We start from the raw sequence: 22,180 nt of genomic DNA, 5'->3' as shown, positions 1-22,180 counted from the left end.
CCCGCCTTTCACGCAAGTTCGAGTGATCGTGGTTTGGACCGAACATGGATTCGGTATCGCACCGTGAAGGCAAGCCCTGTTACTTGCGAGAACGCACGCTCGGCAGTCTTCTCGGTGAATTCGATTCCGAGCACCCGCCGCATATCGTCTCGATTCTCGAACTCCCACCGGGTGTCGACGCGCGTGAGCGAGAATCCTTGAGCCTCGAAGAACGCTTCGACCGCCGCGGGATCGTATTTGGGCAGATCCGCCCTCATCCACTCCCCGTACGGGCCGGCGCTCACATCGAGATCCACGATCAGCAGGGCTCCCCCGGGCCTCAGGATGCGCATTGCTTCACGAATTCCCGGGCCGCAGCCTTTTCCGAAGAAGTACGCCGTACGGGCATGGACGAGATCGACTGAAGCATCCACCAGACCCGTGGACTCTGCTGAACCCTGGACTACGTCGATCGATGCCGAATCGCGGGTTCGTTCCCGTGCGGACTTCACCAGCGGTGCATGCGGCTCCACTCCGACAACACGACGGGCAGTACGAGCGAACTCCGGTAGATGGAACCCTGCCCCACAGCCGACATCGACGACATCGCGTCCAGACCAGTCGACCTGGGCTCCCATCGCGGCCCAGAGGGAACCGTCGACGTCCTGCGCGCGGTTCTCGACCTCGTAGACGTCCGGCCAATGCCAGATGTTCGGACTGGGAATGGGCTTGGATCGGCCGGAGAAAAAATCACGCACGAGAAATCAGACGAGTGCGTACAGAATCAGCCAGGTGACAAATGCCGACGGCAGGAGTGAATCCAGGCGGTCCATGATTCCGCCGTGGCCGGGAAGCAAGGTTCCCATGTCCTTGATGCCGAGTTCACGCTTGATCTGCGATTCGATCAGGTCGCCGACCGTCGCGACTACCACCAGGACGACACCGAGCAGGACGCCGATCATCGAATTCGCGTCGAGTATCAACGTCACCGAAAGCAGACTGCCGATGACGCAGAAAATGAGGGAGCCGACGAATCCTTCCCAGGACTTCTTCGGGCTCACAGCCGGCACCATCGGGTGCTTCCCGAACAGCACTCCAGCCGCGTAGCCGCCGATGTCGGAGCACACGACACCGATCATCAGGACGAAGACGCGACCGGGGCCGTCGTCTTCGAGCACCATCAACGCACCGAATGACGCCAACAGCGGGATCCACGCCAGAACGAACACCGTGATGGAGGTGTCTCTCAGGAAGTTCTTCGGGGTCGCCTTGAGGCCGTGGTCGAACAACCGCCACACCATGCATACCAGGACGGTCGCGGTGAATCCGCTGAGCACCCCGACCGGTCCCCACGGCCAGCCGAGCCAGATCGTGGCTTGCCCGCCGACGAGAAGCGGAATTCGCGGCACCTCGATGTCGGCTTCACGAAGCCGCGTGGTGACCTCCCACGTCGCGATGAACATCGCGATCGCAACGACGGCGATCCATCCGGGGGGCAGGAAGATCAAAGTGCCGATGACCAAGGCGCCGAGGCCAGCTCCGACGCCGATGGCGGCAGGTAGGTTCCTGCCCGCCTTCGACTTCGGCGGTTGCGCGCCCTCAGCGCCGCCCGTAGGCCCGTCCGTGACGGGACCACCGGCGGTTCCCTCTTGTGCGTGCACCCAAACTCCCTGATCTACTCCCGACGACAAACACTGCAAATGAGGAGGCTATACCTCCATCAACTCTGCTTCCTTGTGCTTGACGAGTTCCTCGACCGTGTGCACGTACTTCGCCGTCGTCTTGTCGAGTTCTTTCTCTGCGCGACCGACCTCGTCCTCGCCGGCTTCACCGTCCTTCTGGATCCGGCCGAGTTCGTCCATCGCCTTGCGGCGGATGTTGCGCAGCGTGACCTTCGAATCCTCGCCCTTGGACTTGGCCTGCTTCACCAGTTCACGTCGACGCTCTTCCGTGAGCTGCGGAACCGAAATGCGGATGATGCTGCCGTCGTTGGACGGGTTCACACCGAGATCCGAGTTGCGGATCGCCGTCTCGATCGCGTTGAGCTGCGAAGCCTCGTACGGCTTGACGATGACCATGCGGGCCTCGGGGACGTTGATGCTCGCGAGCTGCGTGATCGGCGTGATCGAACCGTAGTAGTCGATCACGATGCGCGAGAACATACCGGGGTTCGCGCGTCCGGTGCGAACCGAGCCGAGATCGTCCTTGGCTACCGTGACAGCCTTTTCCATCTTCTCTTCTGCCTCGAAGAGCGCTTCATCGATCACGGCTGTTCCTCCATGTTGTTCTGCATCATTTTTTGGGTGTCACTCACGACTTGATCAGGGTGCCGATCTTCTCACCGGACACCGCGCGAGCGATGTTTCCTTCGGTGAGGAGGTTGAACACCATCATCGGCATCGAGTTGTCCATGCACAGGCTGAATGCCGTCGCGTCCGCGACCTTGAGCTCACGTTCGATGACCTCACGGTGCGTGATCTGTTCGTACATCGTCGCGTCCGGGTCGAGACGCGGGTCGGCCGAGTAGACGCCGTCGACAGCCTTGGCCATCAGCACTACCTCGGCACCGATCTCCAGCGCGCGCTGCGCAGCAGTGGTGTCAGTCGAGAAGTAGGGCATACCCATCCCGGCACCGAAGATGACTACGCGCCCCTTCTCGAGGTGCCTGCGTGCGCGAAGGGGGAGGTACGGCTCGGCGACCTGGCCCATGGTGATGGCCGTCTGCACGCGAGAATCGACGCCCGCCTTCTCCAGGAAATCCTGCAGAGCGAGGCAGTTCATGACGGTGCCTAGCATGCCCATGTAGTCGGAGCGCGCGCGATCGAGGCCACGCTGCTGCAATTCCGCTCCGCGGAAGAAGTTTCCGCCGCCGATGACCACTGCAACCTGTACGCCCGATCGAACGACCTCTGCGATCTGCTCAGCCACCTTGGTGACCACGTCGGGATCGAGACCGACTTTGCCGCCTCCGAACATTTCGCCGCCGAGTTTGAGCAGGACCCGCTTGAATCCTGGACGTTCGTTGGCTGGTTCGGACATTGTTCTCCTCAGTTCGATACAAGACCTTGTAGGTCCTTCATTCTTCTTCTGCCGCCGAATCGGACACCGCGGCATAGGAAAGCCCCCGGGACTCGTCCCGAGGCACTCTCATCCTGCCTCATCGGAGGCCCCAGGTACACGTAGACCCCGCCGGTAGAGCAAATGCTCTTCAGGCGGGGTCCATGTGTGCGGGCTCCGAATTAAGCGGAGGCGCCGACCTCGAAACGCACGAAGCGCTTGATGGTCACGCCTGCCTCGTCGAGGATCGCCTTGACGGTCTTCTTGGAGTCCGTGACCGAAGACTGCTCGGTCAGAACGACGTCCTTGAAGTAACCGTTGACGCGGCCTTCGATGATCTTCGGCAGTGCCTGCTCGGGCTTGCCTTCTGCGCGGGCGGTCTCTTCGGCGATGTGACGCTCGGAAGCGACGATCTCCTCGGGAACCTCGTCACGCGTGACGTACTTCGCCTTGAGTGCTGCGACCTGCATTGCAGCGCCGCGAGCGGCCTCAGCAGCAGCATCGCCTTCACCGGTGTACTCGACGAGAACGCCGACAGCGGGCGGCAAGTCGGAGCTGCGCTTGTGCAGGTAAACGGCAACGGGGCCGTCGAAGGAAGCGACGCGGCTCAGTTCGAGCTTCTCACCGATCTTCGCGGACTGCTCCGCAATGACGGTGTCGATGGTCTTGCCGTCGAGCTCGAGCGCCTTGAGAGCGTCGAGGTCAGCAGGCTTACCAGCAGCAGCGACGGTCACGATCTCGTCGGCCAGCTTGATGAACTCGTCGTTCTTGGCGACGAAGTCGGTCTCGCAGTTGATCTCGATCATGACGCCGTCCTTGGCGACGACGAGACCCTCAGCGGTGGTGCGCTCTGCGCGCTTTCCGACATCCTTCGCGCCCTTGATGCGCAGCTGCTCGACGGCCTTGTCGAAATCGCCGTCTGCATCTGCGAGTGCGTTCTTACATGCCATCATTCCGGAGCCGGTGAGCTCACGGAGCCGCTTGACGTCAGCGGCGGTGTAGTTCGCCATGATTAGCGAGCCTCCTCATGTGTCTATTTCGGACCTAGGACTAACGGTGAAGCACGGCCTAACGGTGAAGCACGGCCTGACGGTGGTGCTCGGGCCTAACGGTGAAACGGCCCTGACCAAAAGAACTCTTGGTCAGGGCCGGTTTCAACGAATCAGGCCTCGGTAGCCGGTGCCTCTGCGGCGGGGGCTGCCTCAGCCTCTGCAGCCGGAGCTGCCTCAGCCTCTGCGGCCGGAGCTGCCTGCGAGAGCAGTTCCTGCTCCCACTCGGCGAGGGGCTCGCCTGCGCCGGCTTCGGGCTTCGCGTCCTTGTCGGCGCTCAGTCCTGCACGTGCCTGCACACCTTCGGCAACCGCGGAAGCGACAACCTTGGTCAGCAGTGCTGCGGAACGGATGGCGTCGTCGTTGCCCGGGATCGGGTAGTCGACGAGGTCGGGGTCGCAGTTGGTGTCCAGGATCGCGATGACCGGGATGTTCAGCTTGCGAGCCTCGGCAACTGCCAGGTGCTCCTTGTTGGTGTCGACGATCCACACCGCGGAAGGAACCTTGGCCATGTCGCGGATACCACCGAGGGTGCGATCCAGCTTGGTCATCTCACGCGTGAGCATGAGGATTTCCTTCTTGGTGCGACCTTCGAATCCACCGGTCTGCTCCATTGCCTCGAGCTCCTTGAGGCGAAGCAGACGCTTGTGAACGGTGGTGAAGTTGGTGAGCATGCCGCCGAGCCAACGCTGGTTAACGTAGGGCATTCCGACGCGAGTCGCTTCGGAAGCGATGGACTCCTGCGCCTGCTTCTTGGTACCGACGAAGAGAACGGTGCCGCCGTGGGCAACGGTCTCCTTGACGAACTCGTACGCCTTGTCGATGTACGTCAGCGTCTGCTGGAGGTCGATGATGTAGATGCCGTTGCGGTCGGTCAAGATGAATCGCTTCATCTTCGGGTTCCAGCGACGGGTCTGATGTCCGAAGTGGGTTCCACTATCGAGCATCTGCTTCATGGTTACGACAGCCATGGCTGTGTACCTCAAACTTTCAATCCGGTTGATGCAGGCGATCGGGTGATCCCTGCCCTGGCACCCGCACGGCCGTCGGACCTGTTTCGTGAGAACCAGGACCAGCCGAGGCCGGAAAACGTGCGCGGGCGCGCGAAGTCGGACTGTGCGAGCACAGACCGCTCGACAAGTGTACGTCCTCGTCCCCCGATGCCATAACCACCCCGGAAGCAACAGACCGAACCGGCGGTTGTGGATCGGCGGCTACCTTGTGGATTACCCGTCTGATCTGCATTGAAGCGTGCGCTACTCCACGCAAGATCAAGGAATGACGATGTTGCGCGGAGCTCGACGAGGCGTGGCCTTCGCCGTGATCTCCTGCTGTGTCGCCGTAGGCACGGCGTCAGCAGACACGCGATTCGACTGGCCGCTCGCTCCTCGGCCGCACGTGGAACGCGCTTTCGACAAACCGGCCGAGAACTGGCTGCCGGGTCATCGCGGGGTCGATCTCGGCGGCAGCGCCGGCCAATCCGTCCTCGCGGCCGGTGACGGCATCGTGGTGTTCGCGGGAGTGGTCGCCGGAAAGCCGACGGTGTCGATCGATCATTCCGGCGGCCTACGCACGACCTACGAACCCGTCACCGCAGTCGTTCGCACAGGTGAACGCGTCGCAGCCAGGTCAGTGATCGGAACCCTCGAAACCGGGCACGAAGGGTGCGCTGTCGAAGCATGTTTGCACTGGGGCTTGCGCAGAGGACGCGAGTATCTCGATCCACTCGGACTGGTTCGGTCGCAACCGCTCAGGCTCAAGCCATTGAAAGGAGGCTGATCGGTCGCAGAAATCGGTCGCAGAATCAGTGCCACTCGGAAACGGCGTGCCGACCCACAGCGTCCGCGAAGTCGTCGGCCACCATCGCTGCCAGTTCCATGAACGCTCGTCTGGTGGCCGGTCGCATCAATTCGAGGTCCATCACCGACCCCTCCGCGAGATGCTCGTCGAAAGGAATGACCTCGACGGCGCGGCATCGACGCATGAAATAGTCCACCAACGCGTCCATGTCGATGACGCTCGACCCTGGTCTGGCGGCGCTGATGACGACGACGGTCCGCTCGACCAGATGGCCGTATCCGTGCAACTGAAGCCAGTCGAGCGTTGCCGCTGCACTGCGCGCTCCGTCGATTGCCGGCGAACTGACCAGAACCAACGAATTGGCAAGATCGAGAACGCCGTTCATCGCCGAGTGCATGATCCCGGTACCGCAATCAGTGAGGATGATGTTGTAGTAGACCTGCAAGATGTCGATGACCTGGCGATAGTCGGCCTCGCTGAATGCCTCCGAAATCGCCGGATCCTGCTCACTCGCCAGCACCTCGAGACGACTCGACGACTGGGATGTGTGCACTCGAACGTCCGAATAGCTCTTTATGTCCGGTCTAGCAGCAATCAGATCGCGCACTGTCGAATTGGTCTGCAGCGGAACACGTTGTGCCAAAGTCCCGAAATCGGGATTGGCGTCAACCGCCACGACGCAGTCACCACGCAGCGAAGCAAACGTCGCACCGAGTCCGACCGTGACCGTCGTCTTGCCCACGCCCCCTTTGAGCGAGAGCAGAGCGACTCGGTAGTCGTTGCGGATCGGCTGCTCGATTCGGGCGGCCAGTGCACGGTTGCGCTGTTCGTTGGTCGAATCCCCCAGATTGACCACACCTCCGGTCGCACGATGCAATCCCCTACGCCAGCCGCCACGCGGCGTCCGTTTCGGGCGTTTCAGTAAAGCTTCGGCAACCAGATCCTGGTTTGTCACCTGCTGTTGGCTCGACGGTGGCGGTGGCGCGGACCAGACCTCTTGCAGTCGCGCCACAGGCTCCGGCGTCGGCGCCGGCCCGGGAGCCGGTTGCGGCGATTCGGACAGCCAGGCTGGTTGGCCGCTGTTCGGCAGGTGCTTCACATCTTGGCGGTTCACGAATCCCCCGGATATCGCATGTAATCGAGTGTCTCGACACGACGATCGAACTTTGCCGATTGTTCACTCTTCTGAGCTGCGACGCTACCAAATACCGGCCGAGAACTCGCGTCGCTCCACAAATCAGGCGCGCGGATGGGCCTGATCGTGGACGGATCGAAGCCGTTCGACCGACACGTGCGTGTACAGCTGAGTGGTCGCCAAACTCGCATGACCGAGGAGTTCTTGGACCACACGAAGGTCCGCACCACCCTCCAGCAAATGTGTCGCAGCCGAGTGCCGAAGCCCGTGCGGACCCATGTCGGGAGCCCCTGGAATTGCAGCCATGGTTTCGTGGACCACCGAACGCGCCTGACGCTGATCGAGCCGGCCGCCTCGAACTCCGAGGAGCAACGCTCGCCCGGACCGATCCGAACACAGCGCGGGTCGTCCGTGCTCCAGCCAGCCGTTCAGTGCCGATTCTGCGGGCAGGCCGTATGGCACCGACCGCTCCTTGTTCCCCTTGCCGAGAACACGAAGCAAACGTCGATCGGCATCGACCGACTCGACGTCCAGTCCACACAACTCGCCGACGCGAATTCCGGTGGAGTACAACAATTCCACGATGAGTCGGTCTCGCAGGGCGAGCGGCTCTTGTTGCTGCGCACCGCTTTCCGCCGCATCCATTGCGTCGAGGGCCTGACTCTGACGCAGCACCGTCGGCAGCGTCCGGCGAGCGGGTGGAGCCGCCAGACGTGTGCCCGGGTCGACGGAAATGCGTCCGGTCTGCGCGAGCCACGCAGTGAACCCACGCGCCGAAGAAGCCCGTCGAGCTACCGTCGTACGGGCTGTTCCTACGGCATTCTGGGCGGCCAACCACGAACGCATGACACTTAGGTCGAGGCGGTCGAGATCTGCATTCTCCGAACCCGCGGAGAAATGGGTCAGCAATGCCCGCGCGTCACCGACGTAGGCGCGGATCGTGTGTTCCGACCGGCCTCGGCTCAGTCGGAGGTGCTCGGCATACGCATCGAGGTGAACGCTCAAGCTCGCCGGCAATGCGTCAGTCATGAACACACGCTCGCTCGCCGCGATTGAAACCGCAAGCTCCCTCGCCGATAGGGTTGATCGGTGAATCGAGCAATTCCTCTGAAGATGTTGTGCGTACTGGCACTGATTTCCGCAATCGCTCCACTGTCCATCGACATGTACCTGCCCGGCCTACCGTTGATGGCGGATGCACTCGACACTACTGCGGCCAGCGTTCAGCTCACGCTGACCACCTTCATGGCAGGCCTCGGAATCGGCCAGCTGATCATCGGTCCGATCTCCGACGGACTTGGCAGGCGACGAATACTGCTGGCCGCGACAATCATCACGGCACTGAGCGGCGCGGCATGCGCGGTGGCGCCGAACATCGAGTTTCTCATCGGTGCACGACTCGTCCAGGGCTTGAGTGGAGGCGCTGCCATCGTTCTTGCCCGCGCTTGTATTGCCGACCGAGCGCGTGGCGACGACGCAGCGAAGCTCTTCAGCATCATGATGATCATCGGCGGTATCGCTCCCGTGGTCGCGCCACTGATCGGCGGCGCACTTCTCGGCCCCGTCGGATGGCGCGGGATCTTCTGGGTCCTGGCGGTCGCGGGCGCTGTAATGGTGGCTGGTGTCGTTTTGCTCGTTCCCGAGACACTTCCGCCCGAGCGACGCCACGGCGGCGGATTGAAGGCCCTGATCTCGAATCTGCGATACGTGGTCCGCAATCGGCACTACCTCGGATATGCGCTCGCATTCGTCTTCGGATTCGGCGCCTTGTTCGCGTACATCTCCGCGTCACCGTTCGTCGTTCAGAACGTTCTCGGGCTGAGTCCGTCACAATTCTCGATCGTGTTCGCAGTGAACGCCACCGGAATGGTCACGGCAGCGATGATCACCACTCGCCTGCTCGGTCGCGTCGGAGCACGCACGCTGCTGCGATTCGGGGTGTGCCTACTCCTCATGGGCGGCGCCGTATTGTTCTGCACCAGCGTGGTTTTCAGTTCCACGAATACCTGGTTGATCTTGGTCCCACTGTTCGTGGCAATTTCGAGCATCGGGTTCATCATGGGCAATGCGACCGCTCTCGCCCAAGGAGAGGTCACCAACGCAGCCGGGACCGGTTCAGCGCTGATGGGAGCGGGCCAGTTCGGCTTGGCGGCGCTGGTTTCGCCGTTGGTGGGAATTGCGGGAGAAGACACGGCAGTTCCGATGGCAATCGCAATTCCCACCTTCGGAGTTCTCGCGGCCGTTGCGCTCGTGTTGCTGACTCGCGGCACGGCCGCCGCGAGTTAGTTTTCGGCCGCAGCGAGTTCGGACTTCCAGACCCGGAAGCCCTCTTCGGTGCGACCACGACGCCAATAGCCGGAAATAGAAGCAGCCGACGCCGGGACATTTCGTTCCTTGCGAATGTACGGCCGGAGGTTGTGCATGACGGCTTGCGCTTCACCGTGAATGAACACGTGCGGTTCGCCCGGCAACCACTCGAGCGCCTTGACCGCGGCGACAACCGGAGCGTTGTCGCCCGCCAATTCTTCGCCGACCGCGTCGGACGATGCCCCGCGATGCAGCCAGGTCACGGCAATACCTTCTGGGGCATCGAGCGCGATTTCGTCTTCCGGTCCCCCGACTTCGACAACGGCGTAGCCGACCGCATTCGGCGCCAATCGCGCTATCGACGCGGAAATAGCGGGTATTGCGGTCTCGTCTCCGACGAAGAGATACCAATCAGCGGTTGGTGACGGCGAAAACGCGCCACCTGGTCCCCGCAGGGTAATCTCAGCGCCCGGCTGAACTGACGCGGCCCACGGACCTGCAACACCCATGTCGCCGTGGACGACAAAATCGATTGCAATCTCTTTGGCATCAAGATCGTACGATCGAATCGTGTAGGTGCGCAGTGTCGGCTGATCACGAGTGCCGAATTCGATCTTTACATAGGAATCGCTGTATTCGCTGGGAGTGAACGACTCGAAACCTGGTCCCCCGAGAAACACTCGTACCATATGGGGGGTCAATTGTTCGGTCCGCAGAACCGTCAATGCAGTTGTCGGCTTGGCCACAGAAAGATCCTTCCGAAAGTTAGTGTTACCTAACTAATGTACACGACAATTGCAGCACGAGGGCGAAATACCTCGCCGGCGACTCCACGCAGCGCTCTGTCGACCTTTGTACAGAGCGGAAGAAACCGACCAATCTGCTGGGTAAATTCGGTGCTGTTTAGACGAATTATCTGATCTGCTTCACACGGACGACCTGTCGGACAAAGCTGTCCGAGAACTCGGCAAAGCAACAGTAAAATACACCTCTGGCTCCCGGCGAGTTCGCCGAGAGCCAGAGGTGTATTTAATTCAATCTAGTGTGCAGCGTCGAAAGCGTCGATGATTTCCGCTTTGATACGCCCACGCGGAGCAACTTCGTAACCGTTCTTACCTGCCCAGTCACGGATGGCCTGGAGCGTCTCCTTGGAGCGTCCGGAACCTGATGTGGCCTGCGGAGATGCAGCCTGAGCCTTCTTGCCGCGCTTCCCGCTCACCTTCGCAGCAGCCTCGACGAACGGCTTCACCGCAGCGTCGAACTTCTCTGCATTGGTGGCGCGCAGATCGATCACGTAATCCGTTCCCTGGTAAGAGAACTCAATTCGATCACCGAATCCATCGTCAATCGGCTTACCATCAAGGTCGTCGATGAGTTGCCGAATCAGCTTCTCAGCCATTGCACTCCTCTTTCAATGATCGATTCAATTCTCCTTCACAATACACAGATAGAGCGTTGATGAACAAAAGAAGTTCGAAAGCCTTCACCGTTTCCGAACAGACTCAATGGTCCGAATTAGCAGCGGGTTAGCGGCATTGCCTCGAACGAACACGACCCTGAAAATTCTACACATTCATCCCTCGGATGCCGGGTGTCAATCAATGCCCGCCGTCATCGTGATCCAGACTAATCGGACTTCCATGCACATTGACCTGAGGCTTTCCTGAGACCCGTCGAACTTGCAGGTCGGGTCGGCGAAACGCATCGAGAATTACATTGCACACAGTCGAGCAAATTCGTGAAAAATAGCCCTGACGTGGCATTTCCGATGCGCTGCGGGTATTGACGATTCACGGTCTTCGCAAACGATTAGTGAGCATCGCCACGCATGGTCTGACGGGCGCAGAAGTAGTTCACGTACTACCGCGTCCGAAACCAACCACTGGAATCAGAACTTGCAAATCCCTCCAGTTCGAGCAGAGGAAGAGTGGCACGAACCTGAGCTATGAGCAATCCCGATTCCTCGGACAACTCACGCGTACTGCGAGACCCCGTTCCCGGCAATGCTTCGTATACCAATCGAGAATTGCCTCGCAATGCGTCGATGTCACGCGTCGCGGCTGCATCCTCCGCGGAATCCCCGACACCAAATGGGCCTGACGCTTCGACTACATCCACGGCATTGGAAACGAGTTGCGCTTCACCTTCGCGGATCATCCGGTGACATCCGGTCGACGATGCCGAGGTAACCGGTCCGGGCACCGCCATCACGGGACGGCCTAACTTCCGAGCCCAATTGGCGGTATTGCGTGCACCACTGCGCCAACCCGCCTCGACCACCACTACTCCGTCCGACAACGCAGCTACCAGTCGATTCCTTGCCAGAAACCGGAACTTTGCAGGTGTTGTGCCCGGCGGATATTCACTTATCACTGCACCCGAACTCGCTATCTGTTTGAGTAGTCGCGCATGCCCTGACGGATACGCCCGGTCCACCCCACAGGCCAAGACAGCCAGTGTGTTTCCACCTACGCCCAATGCAGCGCGGTGCGCGGCCCCGTCGATACCGAAGGCCGCCCCGGAAATCACGGTCCATCCGTCGACAGCGAGGTCACCGGCAATCTCTGCCGTCACGTGTTCGCCGTACGCAGTAGATGCCCGCGTGCCCACAATTCCAACCGATCTCTCGGTCAGATCAACCAAATCCCCGGACCCCAACACCCACAACACAAATGGCGCCGTCTCACCCCCGGAGGGATCGAGTCCGTCAAAGGAAAGCATTCGCCACGCCGGCCAATCGGCGCAGTTCGGTGTTACAAGTCTGCCACCCATCGCCTCCATCAGGTCGAGGTCTCGTTGGGCTGTGTCGATGTGAGCGCGGGCTCGCGTCTTCTCCTCGATCGCGGGTGGCAGATCGCCGTTGCGAACCGCCCTCGCAGTTTCTTCGACCCCGAGCTCGTCGATCAACATGGACATATACGCGCTAGGACCCTGCACGACGCGGGACAGATATGCCCAAGCGAGTAGTCGTGGATCGTGTGCAGTCATTGGAATCCCCTGTCTCGAAAGTCGAGTGCGGTGACAACTTGGTCTGGTCCGGGCATCGGCTCACCTGCCAGATCAGCGACACTCCAGGCAACCCGCAACGCTCGGTCCGCCCCACGAGCAGTGATGACACCTTTACGCAGCGCCCGTTCCACCGGTGCCAGCGCTGCACGCGAGAGTCTGAACTTCTGTCTCAACGCCGGCCCTGGTACCTCCGCGTTGGTCCGCCACCCGTACTCACTCCACCGCTGGGCTGCAGTGTCTCGAGCCGCCGCCACGCGCGCACGAACATCGCTGGTGCTTTCCCCCACTTCGTCGATCAGCGCTCCGGTTGCTACCGCCTGCATCCGGACCCTGATGTCGACTCGGTCCAACAACGGGCCAGACAATTTCCCCAGGTAACGGCGACGCGCCGCGGGTGCGCAGACGCAGTCCGCGTCTCGCGGCGGCGCGCATGGGCACGGATTCGCGGCCAGGATCAGCTGGAACCGCGCCGGGTACCGAGCAACTCCGTCCCGCCGGGCGATTCGCACTTCCCCGTCTTCGAGTGGTGTGCGTAGCGCTTCGAGCACCTTCACCCCGATCTCGGCACATTCGTCGAGAAACAGCACGCCGCGATGGGCGCGGCTGACCGCACCAGGACGAGCCATCCCACTACCACCACCCACCAGCGAACTGACCGACGAACTGTGATGCGGCGCAATGAAAGGCGGCATATCGATCAACGGCCGAGCCTCCGGCAACACCCCCGCCACCGAATGAATCGCCGTCACCTCCAACGACTCCCCCTCCGTCAACGGCGGAAGAATCCCCGGAAGCCTCTGCGCCAACATCGTTTTCCCGATCCCCGGCGGACCCGTCAACATCAAATGATGCGCACCCGCCGCAGCAACCTCGATCGCCCACCGAGCATCCGTCTGCCCGACAACCTCACTCAAATCCCGCACCGCCACCACACCAGCACGCTCGAAAACATCAGGAACAGCCAGCGCCAACTCCCCACGCAACCAGCCGATCACCGCAGACAAATCATCGGCACCCAACACCTCGATCCCCTTCACCAAGCCCGCCTCAGCCAACGCCCGAGTCGGAACCACCACAGTCCCCCACCCCGCCCGCTTCGCCGCAAGCACCGCAGGCAACACGCCACGCACCGTCCGCAGTCGACCGTCGAGCGCCAACTCCCCCAAAAAGACAGTCTCCCGCAACAACTTCCGCGGCAACTTCTTCGCCGCATCGAGAACCGACAACGACAAAGCCAAATCGTAAACACTGCCCACCTTCGGCAATGTCGCCGGCGACAACGCCAAAATCACCTTGCTATCCGGCCACTCCTCACCAGAATTGGTCACCGCGGCCCGAATCCGATCACGCGACTCGTGCAACGCCGTATCAGGCAGCCCCACCAAATGCACCGCAGGCAACCCGCGCCCGATATCCGCCTCGATCTCCACGATCTGCCCGTCCACACCACTGACCGCAACAGAATGCGCCCGCCCCAACGCCATCAGAACGCATCCACAAAATGCTCGACCGAAGGCACGCCGTCCCGGCCGATCAACACCGCCACCACATCAAAACGCACCCTCGACCACGACCGACCCGAATCAGTGAGCCACTGCATCGCCAACACCCGAATCCGACGCTGCTTCGCGAACGTCACGGACTCCGCCGGACTCCCGTACCCGACACCAGAGCGAGTCTTCACCTCCACGAACACAATTCGATCACCGGACGTCGCAACAACATCCAACTCGCCGTACCGACAACGCCAATTGCGTTCGACAATCTCCAAACCCGCATCAATCAGGAACTCGACAGCCACATCCTCGCCCCGAGCCCCCAACGCCATATTCCTCGCCATCGCAGCCCCCACCACTCACACCCCGCGCCCGCCCATACGAAACGCGTCCCAACCACCACCCTCAACCCACCACCACAAAACCAAGCCATCCGAAAACAACCTGTTCACAACTCGGAACCTGTGGAATTCGGCAGCGCGACACACCAACGGCGACCCGAAACCTGACAATTTTCTGAAATCAGCCACATCTTGGACGAAAGTCCAGTAGAACTAGTTACAGTTTTGCTCAAACCGTCACGCACCCCGCTGAATGGAGTTCTACATGGCCCGCCGCTCACTTCGCCACGCAGTAGCAACCACTACATCCCTCGTTCTCATCGCCGCCGGCGTCACTGTTGGACTTGGAGCCTCGGTGGCGCAAGCAGCACCGGCATGCGCGCTCAACCAGTCGGTCACCGACAGTTGGGCCGGTTCCCTCGGGACGCCGTACACCGTCAGCAAGGAGGTTGTCGGCGACGGCAAGGTCGCCCCGGGACAGACGGTCACCTACCTGACAAAGGTTTCCGGTTCGGGAGCACTCGTCAATCAGATCCGCGATTTCCACCCGGCAGGATTCCAGCTGGTCAAGGCTCGCCTGAACGTCAAATGGCTTATCGGCGACCAGAAGTGGGACGACGTCACCAAGACCGTCGTCGTCGGCAACAACTCCGTGGTGGCAAAGGGCGGCGGATGGACCACTGCGGGCGGCGGCGTCATCGCTTTGGAAACCACCTACAAAGTTCCCGATAACGCAGTTGTAGGCGCGCAGCTCGACAGCGGCGCCGGCACCAACATTGTGCTGGCGGCGGGCGACTGGAACATCAATCCGATGGGCGTCTGCGTCACCATCCGGCAGCCGAACCCCGTCGAGGCGGGCGCCGGAAGCCTCGAGGACATGGGCTTCGGCTCACTCAACTCCGGATCGGGCCAGGTATTCGGCTCCCTGACCGACCCGCAGGGGTCGATGACCAATGTCATCAGCGGTGTCCTGGGCAATGTGCTCGGCAACATGAGCTGACTCAGTTCAGATTAGTAAATGGGCCGAGCTACCAGCAGATGCTGGTAGCTCGGCCCATTTCTACGTTGCCGAACAAAGCTTTGCCGTCAACCGAGTTCAAGAAATCATCAGCAAATCACCGCGTCAGCTTTCCGCCGTACCGGGCCGGCGTTGTACCGAAGGTTTCCCGAAATGCGGCGATGAACCCGCTACTGGTTCGGTAACCCACCTGCGGGGCAACGTCGTTGACACCCTCACCCCGCGCGAGCATCTCGAGCGACGCATACATTCGGGCGCGAGTCCGCCACTGTCCGAAGGTAATCCCGGTATCGGCAACAAAGGCGCGCATCAAGGTCTTGGAACTGACCCCGAGTTCACCCGCCCACTCCCCCAGCGTCCGTGAGTCTGCCGGATCGGCGAGGATCCGTGCAGAAACCGAACTCGCCGCAGCATTACGAGGAACCGCGAGGACGTCGTGCCGTTCGGGCGCGGCAGCAAGAATGTCGTAGAGCAACTCCTGACTCATCAACCGCCGAGCATCGTCGATGGTCCGATCTGCGAGATGGCGCAGCAATTGAGCGGACAAAGCATCGACTTCGAGAACCAGTGGCTGAGTCCACCTGGGCCCGCCAGGGCGTAGATCCGGACGCGCATAGGCCGCGATCATGCATCCCGCCGACAGAAGCGTCATGTCGTGGAGAACGGTGCCCGGCAACCAGACCAAGTGCTCGCTGTGCAGGTGCCACACATTGCCCCCGGCGGCGATCTGCATCGTCCCTTCACTCATCCAGGCGATCTGATGCTCCGGGTGGCGGTGAGCCCCGTACGCGGTCACGCCCTCGACTACGTTGGCGTAAACCTGAAAATCTTTGAATGTCCGTCCGCGACTATCGGGCAGCGCTAGCAATGACTTTGGGCGAGTCGAGTACTCGATAGTGGACATTTCGCGTCTTTCTGGGCGTATCCGAGTCCATCCGGAAGGATGGACCGACGATTCCGCAAAGGTTAGCCTCACTTTATTGCCGACGCTACCAGTTCATTACTTCATGCGGAACTCAGATCATTCGCCCACCACCCCGAAGGAGCATGCACGTGCCCTCACGTAGCACCCGAATCCTCGCCGCCCTACTCACTACGGCCGCGATCATCGGGTTCTCGACCGCCTGCGGAACCTCGCAAGGCGTCGACACCGCATCAGCGCTCCAGACCAACGACGCATTCCCCGTGACGATTGAGCACGCACTGGGTTCGACGACAATCGACGCCGCACCACAGCGCGTCGTCACACTCGGATACACCGATCACGAACCACTGCTTGCCCTGGGGGTTGAACCCGTCGGAATGGCCGAATGGTGGGGCTCCGGCATGGATGAAAGCTGGCCGTGGACGAAGGACTACTGGAAAGGAAAGACTCCGACCTACATCAACAGCGGCGGAGACTTCAACTTCGAGCAAATCGCCTCCCTCGCACCAGATCTGATCCTCGCGCTGTACGCCGACATCGACACGGAGACCTACAAGAAGCTGACCTCGATTGCGCCGACTGTCGCGCAGAGCAAGGACTACGACGCATACACAACGCCGTGGACCGACATGACACTCACCGCCGGGCGCGCCCTCGGCAAAGAACCACAAGCTCAGCAACTGATCACGGATACCGAAAACGCGTTTGCCACCGCTCGCGCTGCACACCCGGAGTTTTCCGGGCAAACCGCAACGATCGTCAACCTCGACACTCCCGATGGATACGCGTTCTCGTCGCACGACCCACGCGGCATTTTCCTCTCGTCACTCGGGTTCACCCTCCCTGCGACCGTCGACGCATTCGTCGGCGACCAGTTCGGCGACTGGCTGCCGAACGAGCGATACGACATCCTCGAACCCGTTGATCGTTTGATCGTGATGGCCGATCCAGAGGGAGAGAAGGCCCTCGCCAACAACACGCTCTACCAGCGACTACCCGCCGTGAAGAGCGGAAATGCGATAGTCGTGCGGTACACCGCAGATCCCCCAGTCGGCGCGGCGATGTCCGGCAATACCGTCCTGAGCATTCCGTATGCCATCGACCAACTGACAGCCACGTTGTCGAAGTAAACAACAGAGCAGGTATCGAAAATATGTTCGAAGAGTGTTAGCCTCGGGGTCAGGAAGCACTCACGGACATCGAGGATCACCATGGACGAGGTACCGGACACCGCGTTAGATCTGGCTCGACTGGTCGACGAGCTGACGGTTCTCGACCAGCGACGCGTCGACATCGGCGAGAGTTTGGTTCATCTCGAGTACCTCTACTCCCAGATGGGCGCACGGCAACAAGCAGATGCTGCCCGAAAAGCCTTCCAGGAGAAGTACGTCGGACGAATCTACGAACTCGCAGACGGCCTGCGAACCTGAAAAGGGGTTGCACACAACCACTGACCGAGCGCATGGTCATTCCTGCACGACACACCGGACCGATCGGTTCGGCTGTGAACTATGTGGGAGAAATCTGATGGAGAAGATCACCAAGAGGTTGTGGAACTGGGCATCGATACTCGACGAAAACACTCGGGAGCAAGCGCTGCGCACGTCCCAGATGCCTTTTGTCCGTCCACATCTGGCATTGATGCCGGATGCGCACCTCGGTGCGGGAGCGACGGTGGGTTCGGTCATTCCGACGGAAGGCGCAATCATGCCCGCCGCCGTCGGAGTCGATATCGGCTGCGGAATGATCGCGGTCAAAACCCAGTTCAACGCACGCGACCTTCAAGGCCGCGACCTGAGCGTACTTCGCCACAGCATCGAACGCTCCGTTCCGCTCTCGGCAGGTGTCTACAACAAGACGCTGAGCGACACGGCGAAAATCCGCATCGCAGAACTCGAGGCAATGGCGGGCGATCGCCTGGCCTTCTACGACAAGTTCAAGAACAACTGGAGGTTTCAGCTCGGAACGCTGGGCTCTGGTAACCACTTCATCGAGGTGACACTCGATGAAAGCGACGGCGTCTGGCTGTTCCTGCACTCGGGAAGCCGCGGTATCGGAAACAAGCTCGCGCAGCATCACATCAAGATCGCCAAGGACTTGTGCGAGCGGTGGTACATCAACCTTCCCGATCCGGATCTTGCCTACCTGGTCGAGAAGACACCCGAATTCGACTCGTACATCACCGATCTCAACTGGGCTCAGCACTTCGCTCTGCTCAACCGCGAAGAGATGATGGACCGCGTCGTGAAGGACTTCGCGCACTTCATGGGAGACGGCAAGCCCGCGATCATCGACGAAGTCGAGCGGATCAACTGCCACCACAACTTCACCCAGAAGGAGTTCCACATGGGCAGGGGTGTGTGGCTGAGCCGTAAGGGTGCGATCAAGGCAGACGAGGGCACGCCCGGGCTCATCCCCGGTTCGATGGGGACGGCGAGTTACGTCGTCGTCGGGAAGGGAAACGTACCGTCGTTCAAGTCCAGCCCCCACGGCGCGGGTCGGGTGTACGGACGTAACCAGGCACGCAAGACCTTCACCATCGAAGATCTCGACAAGGCAATGGTCGGCATCGAATACAAGCGTTCCGCGGCGTTCCTCGACGAGATCCCGGGTGCGTACAAGGACATCGACGTCGTGATGGACGACGCGAAGGACTTGGTCGAGATTCGACACACGCTGCGTCAGATTGTGAACGTCAAGTGCAACTGACCCCGCACAACTCCGCGAAATACGAAGTGCCCCGCCGATATCGGCGGGGCACTTCGTTGTCGAGATCAGTCCGGCAAGCGCAGATCAGTCAGGAAGGCGCAGATCCGGCTTGTCCAGCTCTTCGATGTTGACGTCCTTGAAGGTCACGACGCGTACGTATTTCACGAATCGCGCCGGGCGGTACATGTCCCACACCCAGGCGTCGGACATCCGCAGCTCGAAGTAGATCTCCCCGTCTGAATTGTGGGGCAGCAACTCGACCGTGTTGGCCAGGTAGAAACGTCGTTCGGTCTCCACGACGTAGGAGAACTGTCCGACGATGTCCCGGTATTCACGGTAGAGCGACAGCTCCATCTCGGTTTCGTACTTCTCGAGATCCTCGGCACTCATCGGTTTAGCCAGTCCTCCCAGTTCGTCTGAACGTCCATCATCCCGTACGGCCCGCGCGTTGTTCCAACCGGACTCCCGCAGCCACCACGTTGGCATAGGTCATGCGGTGCTCGGGGCACGGCCCCAGCTCGTCGAGTGCGTCCATGTGCAGTGGCGTGCTGTATCCCTTGTGAATCGCGAAGCCGTATCCCGGATGAGTGTCGTCCATCTCGGTCATCACACGATCTCGGGTCACCTTCGCGAGAACGCTCGCCGCGGCGATGCATGCAGCGGCGCCGTCACCGCCGATAACTGGTAGCGACGGAGCCGTCAGACCCGGAACCCGAAATCCGTCGGTGAGAACGTAGCCCGGTTCGAGATCGAGGCCCGCGACTGCTCGACGCATCCCCTCGATGTTGGCGACGTGGATACCGATCTGATCGACTTCCGCAGCGGGTACCGAAACGACACTCCACGCCAACGCCAAGCGCTTGATCGCCGGGAAAAGCTCCTCGCGCGCACGTTCGGTCAGCTTCTTCGAATCGTCGAGCCGCGCGAGGGCTGCTTGCGGTTTCGGCGCCAGGACACACGCTGCAATGACAAGTGGACCAGCGCACGCTCCGCGCCCGGCCTCGTCGACGCCGGCCACCGGACCGAGTCCGGTTCGCGCCAACGCAGACTCCATCGTCCGCAGACCTGCCGATCTGCGAATGACAACGCGAGGGGGCCAACTACTCACTGTCTCTGCCTACTCGGAACTACGCGAATCCATGTGTGCGGTCCGACAACTCAATTGCCCTGAATATCAGGCGCATCGATGCCGCCCATTCGCGACGGGGGAAGGACGATGAAACGAGCTTGACCGATGATGTTGTCGATCGGGACGGTTCCCTGGAACTCGTCGTCGACGTGGTAGCGCGAGTCGGCGGAATTGCTGCGGTTGTCACCCATGACCCACACGTGGCCCTCGGGAACGGTGATCGGCCCGAAGCAGCGGCCCGACTTCAGTTCGGTGTCACACGTCTGTGTTCCCGGGGTGAACGGGAAATCCATCTTGATGTACGGCTCGTCGAGCGGCTTGCCATCGACCAGGACTCGGCCCTGATCGTCGCAGCATTCGACGGTCTGGCCGCCGGTAGCGATCACTCGCTTGACCAAGTCGTTCTCGTCCGGCGGAACGAGGCCGACCCACGAACCGACCTCTTGAATGCCGCGGACGACAACGTTGTCGGACCGATTGGACACATATTTCGTGTTCCACGAATCGGGTCCCTTGAAGACGACGACGTCGCCGGGTTCCGGATCGCCGAAGCGGTATCCGATCTTCTCCACCACGATGCGGTCACCGGTACATCCTGCACAGCCGTGCAGTGTCGGTTCCATCGACTCGGATGGGATGAGAAAAACTCTGAAGACAAATGCCTGAAGGACGATGCTGAGTACCAGCGCTACGCCGATCAGAACAGGGAGTTCTCGCAGAAACGATCGCTGTTTCTTCTGCGGCCGATGTGAGGTCGGTTCCGCGGAACCGCTTGATCCCTCGTGATTCTCGGGTCCGGACGACAATGCCTGCTCCTTCGAAGAATCTGCCACAGAAACCAGATTAGCCCGACACCGCGCGTACGCGGTGCCGGGCTCATCGGAAAGATCAGCGCTTTTCCTTGATCTTCGCCTTCTTGCCACGAAGCTCACGGAGGTAGTACAGCTTGGCGCGACGGACGTCACCGCGGGTCAGAACCTCGATGGAGGCCAGCGTGGGGCTGTGAACCGGGAAGGTGCGCTCGACGCCGACGCCGAAGGAGACCTTACGGACGGTGAAGGTCTCGCGAACGCCGCCGCCCTGGCGACGAATAACGACGCCCTTGAAGACCTGCACGCGCTCCTTGGAGCCTTCGATAACCTTGACGTTCACGTTGAGCGTGTCGCCGGGACGGAACTCGGGGATGTCGTCGCGGAGCGACTTTTTGTCCAGGAAGTCCAGGGTGTTCATATGTCATCCTTGTATTTCGCAGGAGCAGAGGAACCGAGCGGCACGCGTTTCGGTCTCCCGAAACGGCGCTCGTCTGGTTCGTGCCCAGATCAAGTGCTGCTGCCTGGTCCAGGCAACCCGTCCATTGTGCCAGACGCGGATACCAGCGGGGAAATCGGTGGCGGCGGAGCTGCGTGGATGGTGTGGTCCAGTTCCTGCTCGGCCGCGGTCATCGCATGTTCGACGCTCGGCGATCCGGCTATCAGATCCTGGACGTAGATCTTGGCCCTGATGACCGGTCGCCGCCACTTCCGCTCACGCTCGAGCGCGCGGTTCATCCGTTTAGGCTTGCGCGTGTACCGCCAGCGAGCCCACGGCGCACCCGGCCGGCTCAGGCGGACCGCTCCGATTACCAGCAACGGGAAAACGAACAGACCGACGAGCCCCGTCCAGATCTTCCCCTTGAGAATCACGATGGCTGCCAAGGCGAAGTTGATCAACGCGACGAAAACGAAGACCAACTTGATCCACGGATCGCGTTCTTCACGGAATCCGGCGACGTCGAGAAGTTCGAGCGGGCGGAAACCCAGCAGCACCAGGCCGGTCACGGCGATCGCGACGAAGACCGCATCCACCGAGGTCCGACCTTGTTCGGACCAGTACACGTCCTTCAGATAGAAGATCAGTGCGAACTCGTCGAGCACCAACGCCGCACCCATACCGAAGATCGCCGCCAGGACGGCACCGGTGGTCTGCGAACCATCGACGTAGACCGCGATCAACGCACCACCGGAGATCATCATGGCGATCACACCGAACACGACGTGATGCACATGCTGGCCTCCGGGCGCGATGTTGCCCGGCCACCATTTCACTTGCGCGCGAATCATCCGGACGCTGAGGCGGATGAAAAGGAAGGCGGACAGGAACCCGAGCAGGAAGAACAGCAACGGCAATCGGCCATGGGCGATGATCTCGCGCTCGAGCCACTCCCGCATCACTGTCCTCCCTTCACCG

At 61.1% G+C, this 22,180-nt stretch carries 25 protein-coding genes; 6 read left to right on the top strand and 19 right to left on the bottom strand.

The window, feature by feature from the left end; all coding sequences use genetic code 11:
- Window positions 1-8: 8 nt before the first annotated feature.
- The 6 genes from ACBG85_RS12020 to rpsB form a co-directional block, all read right to left on the bottom strand.
- Window positions 9-737 carry a class I SAM-dependent methyltransferase gene (locus ACBG85_RS12020; RefSeq protein ID WP_372027558.1) on the bottom strand — a complete coding sequence of 243 codons (729 nt, stop codon included), beginning with the start codon at window positions 735-737 and terminating at the stop codon, window positions 9-11.
- Window positions 738-743: 6 nt separating this feature from the next.
- On the bottom strand, window positions 744-1,640 hold the full coding sequence (locus tag ACBG85_RS12015; protein ID WP_003942673.1) for a phosphatidate cytidylyltransferase: 897 nt from the start codon (window positions 1,638-1,640) through the stop codon (window positions 744-746).
- Window positions 1,641-1,688: 48 nt separating this feature from the next.
- Window positions 1,689-2,246, bottom strand: coding sequence for a ribosome recycling factor (gene frr / locus ACBG85_RS12010; RefSeq protein ID WP_003942777.1), 558 nt, complete (start codon window positions 2,244-2,246; stop codon window positions 1,689-1,691).
- Window positions 2,247-2,289: 43 nt separating this feature from the next.
- Window positions 2,290-3,018, bottom strand: coding sequence for a UMP kinase (gene pyrH, locus ACBG85_RS12005; protein ID WP_003942722.1), 729 nt, complete (start codon window positions 3,016-3,018; stop codon window positions 2,290-2,292).
- Between the two features lie 200 nt (window positions 3,019-3,218).
- Window positions 3,219-4,046, bottom strand: coding sequence for a translation elongation factor Ts (gene tsf / locus ACBG85_RS12000; protein WP_007734877.1), 828 nt, complete (start codon window positions 4,044-4,046; stop codon window positions 3,219-3,221).
- Window positions 4,047-4,198: 152 nt separating this feature from the next.
- Window positions 4,199-5,056 carry a 30S ribosomal protein S2 gene (gene rpsB / locus ACBG85_RS11995; protein WP_003942709.1) on the bottom strand — a complete coding sequence of 286 codons (858 nt, stop codon included), beginning with the start codon at window positions 5,054-5,056 and terminating at the stop codon, window positions 4,199-4,201.
- Window positions 5,057-5,363: 307 nt separating this feature from the next.
- On the opposite strand from rpsB, the gene ACBG85_RS11990 reads away from it, so the two are divergent.
- Window positions 5,364-5,864 carry a M23 family metallopeptidase gene (locus tag ACBG85_RS11990; protein ID WP_047271297.1) on the top strand — a complete coding sequence of 167 codons (501 nt, stop codon included), beginning with the start codon at window positions 5,364-5,366 and terminating at the stop codon, window positions 5,862-5,864.
- Between the two features lie 25 nt (window positions 5,865-5,889).
- On the opposite strand, the gene ACBG85_RS11985 is transcribed toward ACBG85_RS11990, so the two are convergent.
- Both ACBG85_RS11985 and ACBG85_RS11980 read right to left on the bottom strand, forming a co-directional pair.
- Window positions 5,890-6,999: a MinD/ParA family protein gene (locus tag ACBG85_RS11985; protein ID WP_193595384.1), complete on the bottom strand. Its 1,110-nt coding sequence runs from the start codon at window positions 6,997-6,999 to the stop codon at window positions 5,890-5,892.
- A 123-nt stretch (window positions 7,000-7,122) separates the two neighbouring features.
- Window positions 7,123-8,049 (bottom strand): tyrosine recombinase XerC, encoded by a 927-nt coding sequence (locus tag ACBG85_RS11980; protein WP_003942767.1) that lies wholly within the window; start codon window positions 8,047-8,049, stop codon window positions 7,123-7,125.
- A gap of 84 nt (window positions 8,050-8,133) precedes the next feature.
- On the opposite strand from ACBG85_RS11980, the gene ACBG85_RS11975 reads away from it, so the two are divergent.
- On the top strand, window positions 8,134-9,306 hold the full coding sequence (locus ACBG85_RS11975) for a multidrug effflux MFS transporter (RefSeq protein WP_193595762.1): 1,173 nt from the start codon (window positions 8,134-8,136) through the stop codon (window positions 9,304-9,306).
- Here ACBG85_RS11975 and ACBG85_RS11970 read toward each other — a convergent pair.
- The 5 genes from ACBG85_RS11970 to ACBG85_RS11950 form a co-directional block, all read right to left on the bottom strand.
- Window positions 9,303-10,073 carry a siderophore-interacting protein gene (locus ACBG85_RS11970; RefSeq protein WP_372027554.1) on the bottom strand — a complete coding sequence of 257 codons (771 nt, stop codon included), beginning with the start codon at window positions 10,071-10,073 and terminating at the stop codon, window positions 9,303-9,305. The genes ACBG85_RS11975 and ACBG85_RS11970 overlap by 4 nt on opposite strands.
- Window positions 10,074-10,366: 293 nt before the next feature.
- A complete protein-coding gene (locus tag ACBG85_RS11965; protein WP_003942721.1) occupies window positions 10,367-10,726 on the bottom strand; it encodes an Lsr2 family protein in 360 nt (119 codons plus the stop codon).
- A 461-nt stretch (window positions 10,727-11,187) separates the two neighbouring features.
- On the bottom strand, window positions 11,188-12,315 hold the full coding sequence (gene dprA / locus ACBG85_RS11960) for a DNA-processing protein DprA (RefSeq protein WP_269609666.1): 1,128 nt from the start codon (window positions 12,313-12,315) through the stop codon (window positions 11,188-11,190).
- On the bottom strand, window positions 12,312-13,820 hold the full coding sequence (locus tag ACBG85_RS11955; protein WP_372027552.1) for a YifB family Mg chelatase-like AAA ATPase: 1,509 nt from the start codon (window positions 13,818-13,820) through the stop codon (window positions 12,312-12,314). Before ACBG85_RS11955 ends, dprA begins: the two co-directional genes overlap by 4 nt.
- Window positions 13,820-14,176, bottom strand: coding sequence for a YraN family protein (locus ACBG85_RS11950; RefSeq protein WP_037130401.1), 357 nt, complete (start codon window positions 14,174-14,176; stop codon window positions 13,820-13,822). The genes ACBG85_RS11955 and ACBG85_RS11950 overlap by 1 nt, the downstream gene beginning before the upstream one ends.
- 262 nt (window positions 14,177-14,438) lie before the next feature.
- On the opposite strand from ACBG85_RS11950, the gene ACBG85_RS11945 reads away from it, so the two are divergent.
- Window positions 14,439-15,173 carry a hypothetical protein gene (locus ACBG85_RS11945; RefSeq protein ID WP_372027550.1) on the top strand — a complete coding sequence of 245 codons (735 nt, stop codon included), beginning with the start codon at window positions 14,439-14,441 and terminating at the stop codon, window positions 15,171-15,173.
- Between the two features lie 115 nt (window positions 15,174-15,288).
- On the opposite strand, the gene ACBG85_RS11940 is transcribed toward ACBG85_RS11945, so the two are convergent.
- Window positions 15,289-15,987: an AraC family transcriptional regulator gene (locus ACBG85_RS11940; RefSeq protein ID WP_372027548.1), complete on the bottom strand. Its 699-nt coding sequence runs from the start codon at window positions 15,985-15,987 to the stop codon at window positions 15,289-15,291.
- 251 nt (window positions 15,988-16,238) lie between these two features.
- Between ACBG85_RS11940 and ACBG85_RS11935 the strand changes: the two genes are divergently transcribed.
- The 3 genes from ACBG85_RS11935 to ACBG85_RS11925 all read left to right on the top strand — a co-directional run bounded on the left by ACBG85_RS11935 (window position 16,239) and on the right by ACBG85_RS11925 (window position 18,825).
- Window positions 16,239-17,246: an iron-siderophore ABC transporter substrate-binding protein gene (locus ACBG85_RS11935; protein ID WP_372027546.1), complete on the top strand. Its 1,008-nt coding sequence runs from the start codon at window positions 16,239-16,241 to the stop codon at window positions 17,244-17,246.
- A gap of 81 nt (window positions 17,247-17,327) precedes the next feature.
- Window positions 17,328-17,546, top strand: coding sequence for a hypothetical protein (locus tag ACBG85_RS11930; protein ID WP_003942716.1), 219 nt, complete (start codon window positions 17,328-17,330; stop codon window positions 17,544-17,546).
- Window positions 17,547-17,643: 97 nt separating this feature from the next.
- Window positions 17,644-18,825, top strand: coding sequence for an RtcB family protein (locus tag ACBG85_RS11925; RefSeq protein WP_372027545.1), 1,182 nt, complete (start codon window positions 17,644-17,646; stop codon window positions 18,823-18,825).
- Window positions 18,826-18,909: 84 nt separating this feature from the next.
- Here the strand turns inward: ACBG85_RS11925 and ACBG85_RS11920 are convergent, their stop codons facing one another.
- The 5 genes from ACBG85_RS11920 to ACBG85_RS11900 all read right to left on the bottom strand — a co-directional run bounded on the left by ACBG85_RS11920 (window position 18,910) and on the right by ACBG85_RS11900 (window position 22,161).
- Window positions 18,910-19,215 (bottom strand): DUF2469 domain-containing protein, encoded by a 306-nt coding sequence (locus ACBG85_RS11920; protein ID WP_003942715.1) that lies wholly within the window; start codon window positions 19,213-19,215, stop codon window positions 18,910-18,912.
- A gap of 37 nt (window positions 19,216-19,252) precedes the next feature.
- The gene (locus tag ACBG85_RS11915; protein WP_019747972.1) at window positions 19,253-19,933 is read right to left on the bottom strand and encodes a ribonuclease HII; all 681 of its coding nucleotides are present in this window, start codon (window positions 19,931-19,933) and stop codon (window positions 19,253-19,255) included.
- 50 nt (window positions 19,934-19,983) lie between these two features.
- A complete protein-coding gene (lepB, locus tag ACBG85_RS11910) occupies window positions 19,984-20,787 on the bottom strand; it encodes a signal peptidase I (RefSeq protein WP_003942787.1) in 804 nt (267 codons plus the stop codon).
- A gap of 55 nt (window positions 20,788-20,842) precedes the next feature.
- Entirely contained in the window at window positions 20,843-21,184 is a 342-nt protein-coding gene (rplS, locus tag ACBG85_RS11905; RefSeq protein ID WP_003942791.1) for a 50S ribosomal protein L19, read from the bottom strand.
- An 89-nt stretch (window positions 21,185-21,273) separates the two neighbouring features.
- Entirely contained in the window at window positions 21,274-22,161 is an 888-nt protein-coding gene (locus tag ACBG85_RS11900) for a hypothetical protein (protein ID WP_003942742.1), read from the bottom strand.
- Window positions 22,162-22,180: the final 19 nt, after the last annotated feature.

It is taken from the genome of Rhodococcus sp. NyZ502, from assembly GCF_041464245.1.
Lineage (GTDB): Bacteria > Actinomycetota > Actinomycetes > Mycobacteriales > Mycobacteriaceae > Rhodococcus_F > Rhodococcus_F qingshengii.
The sequence above is the reverse complement of the archived record's forward strand: the minus strand, read 5'-3'. Positions and strand labels throughout refer to the sequence as shown.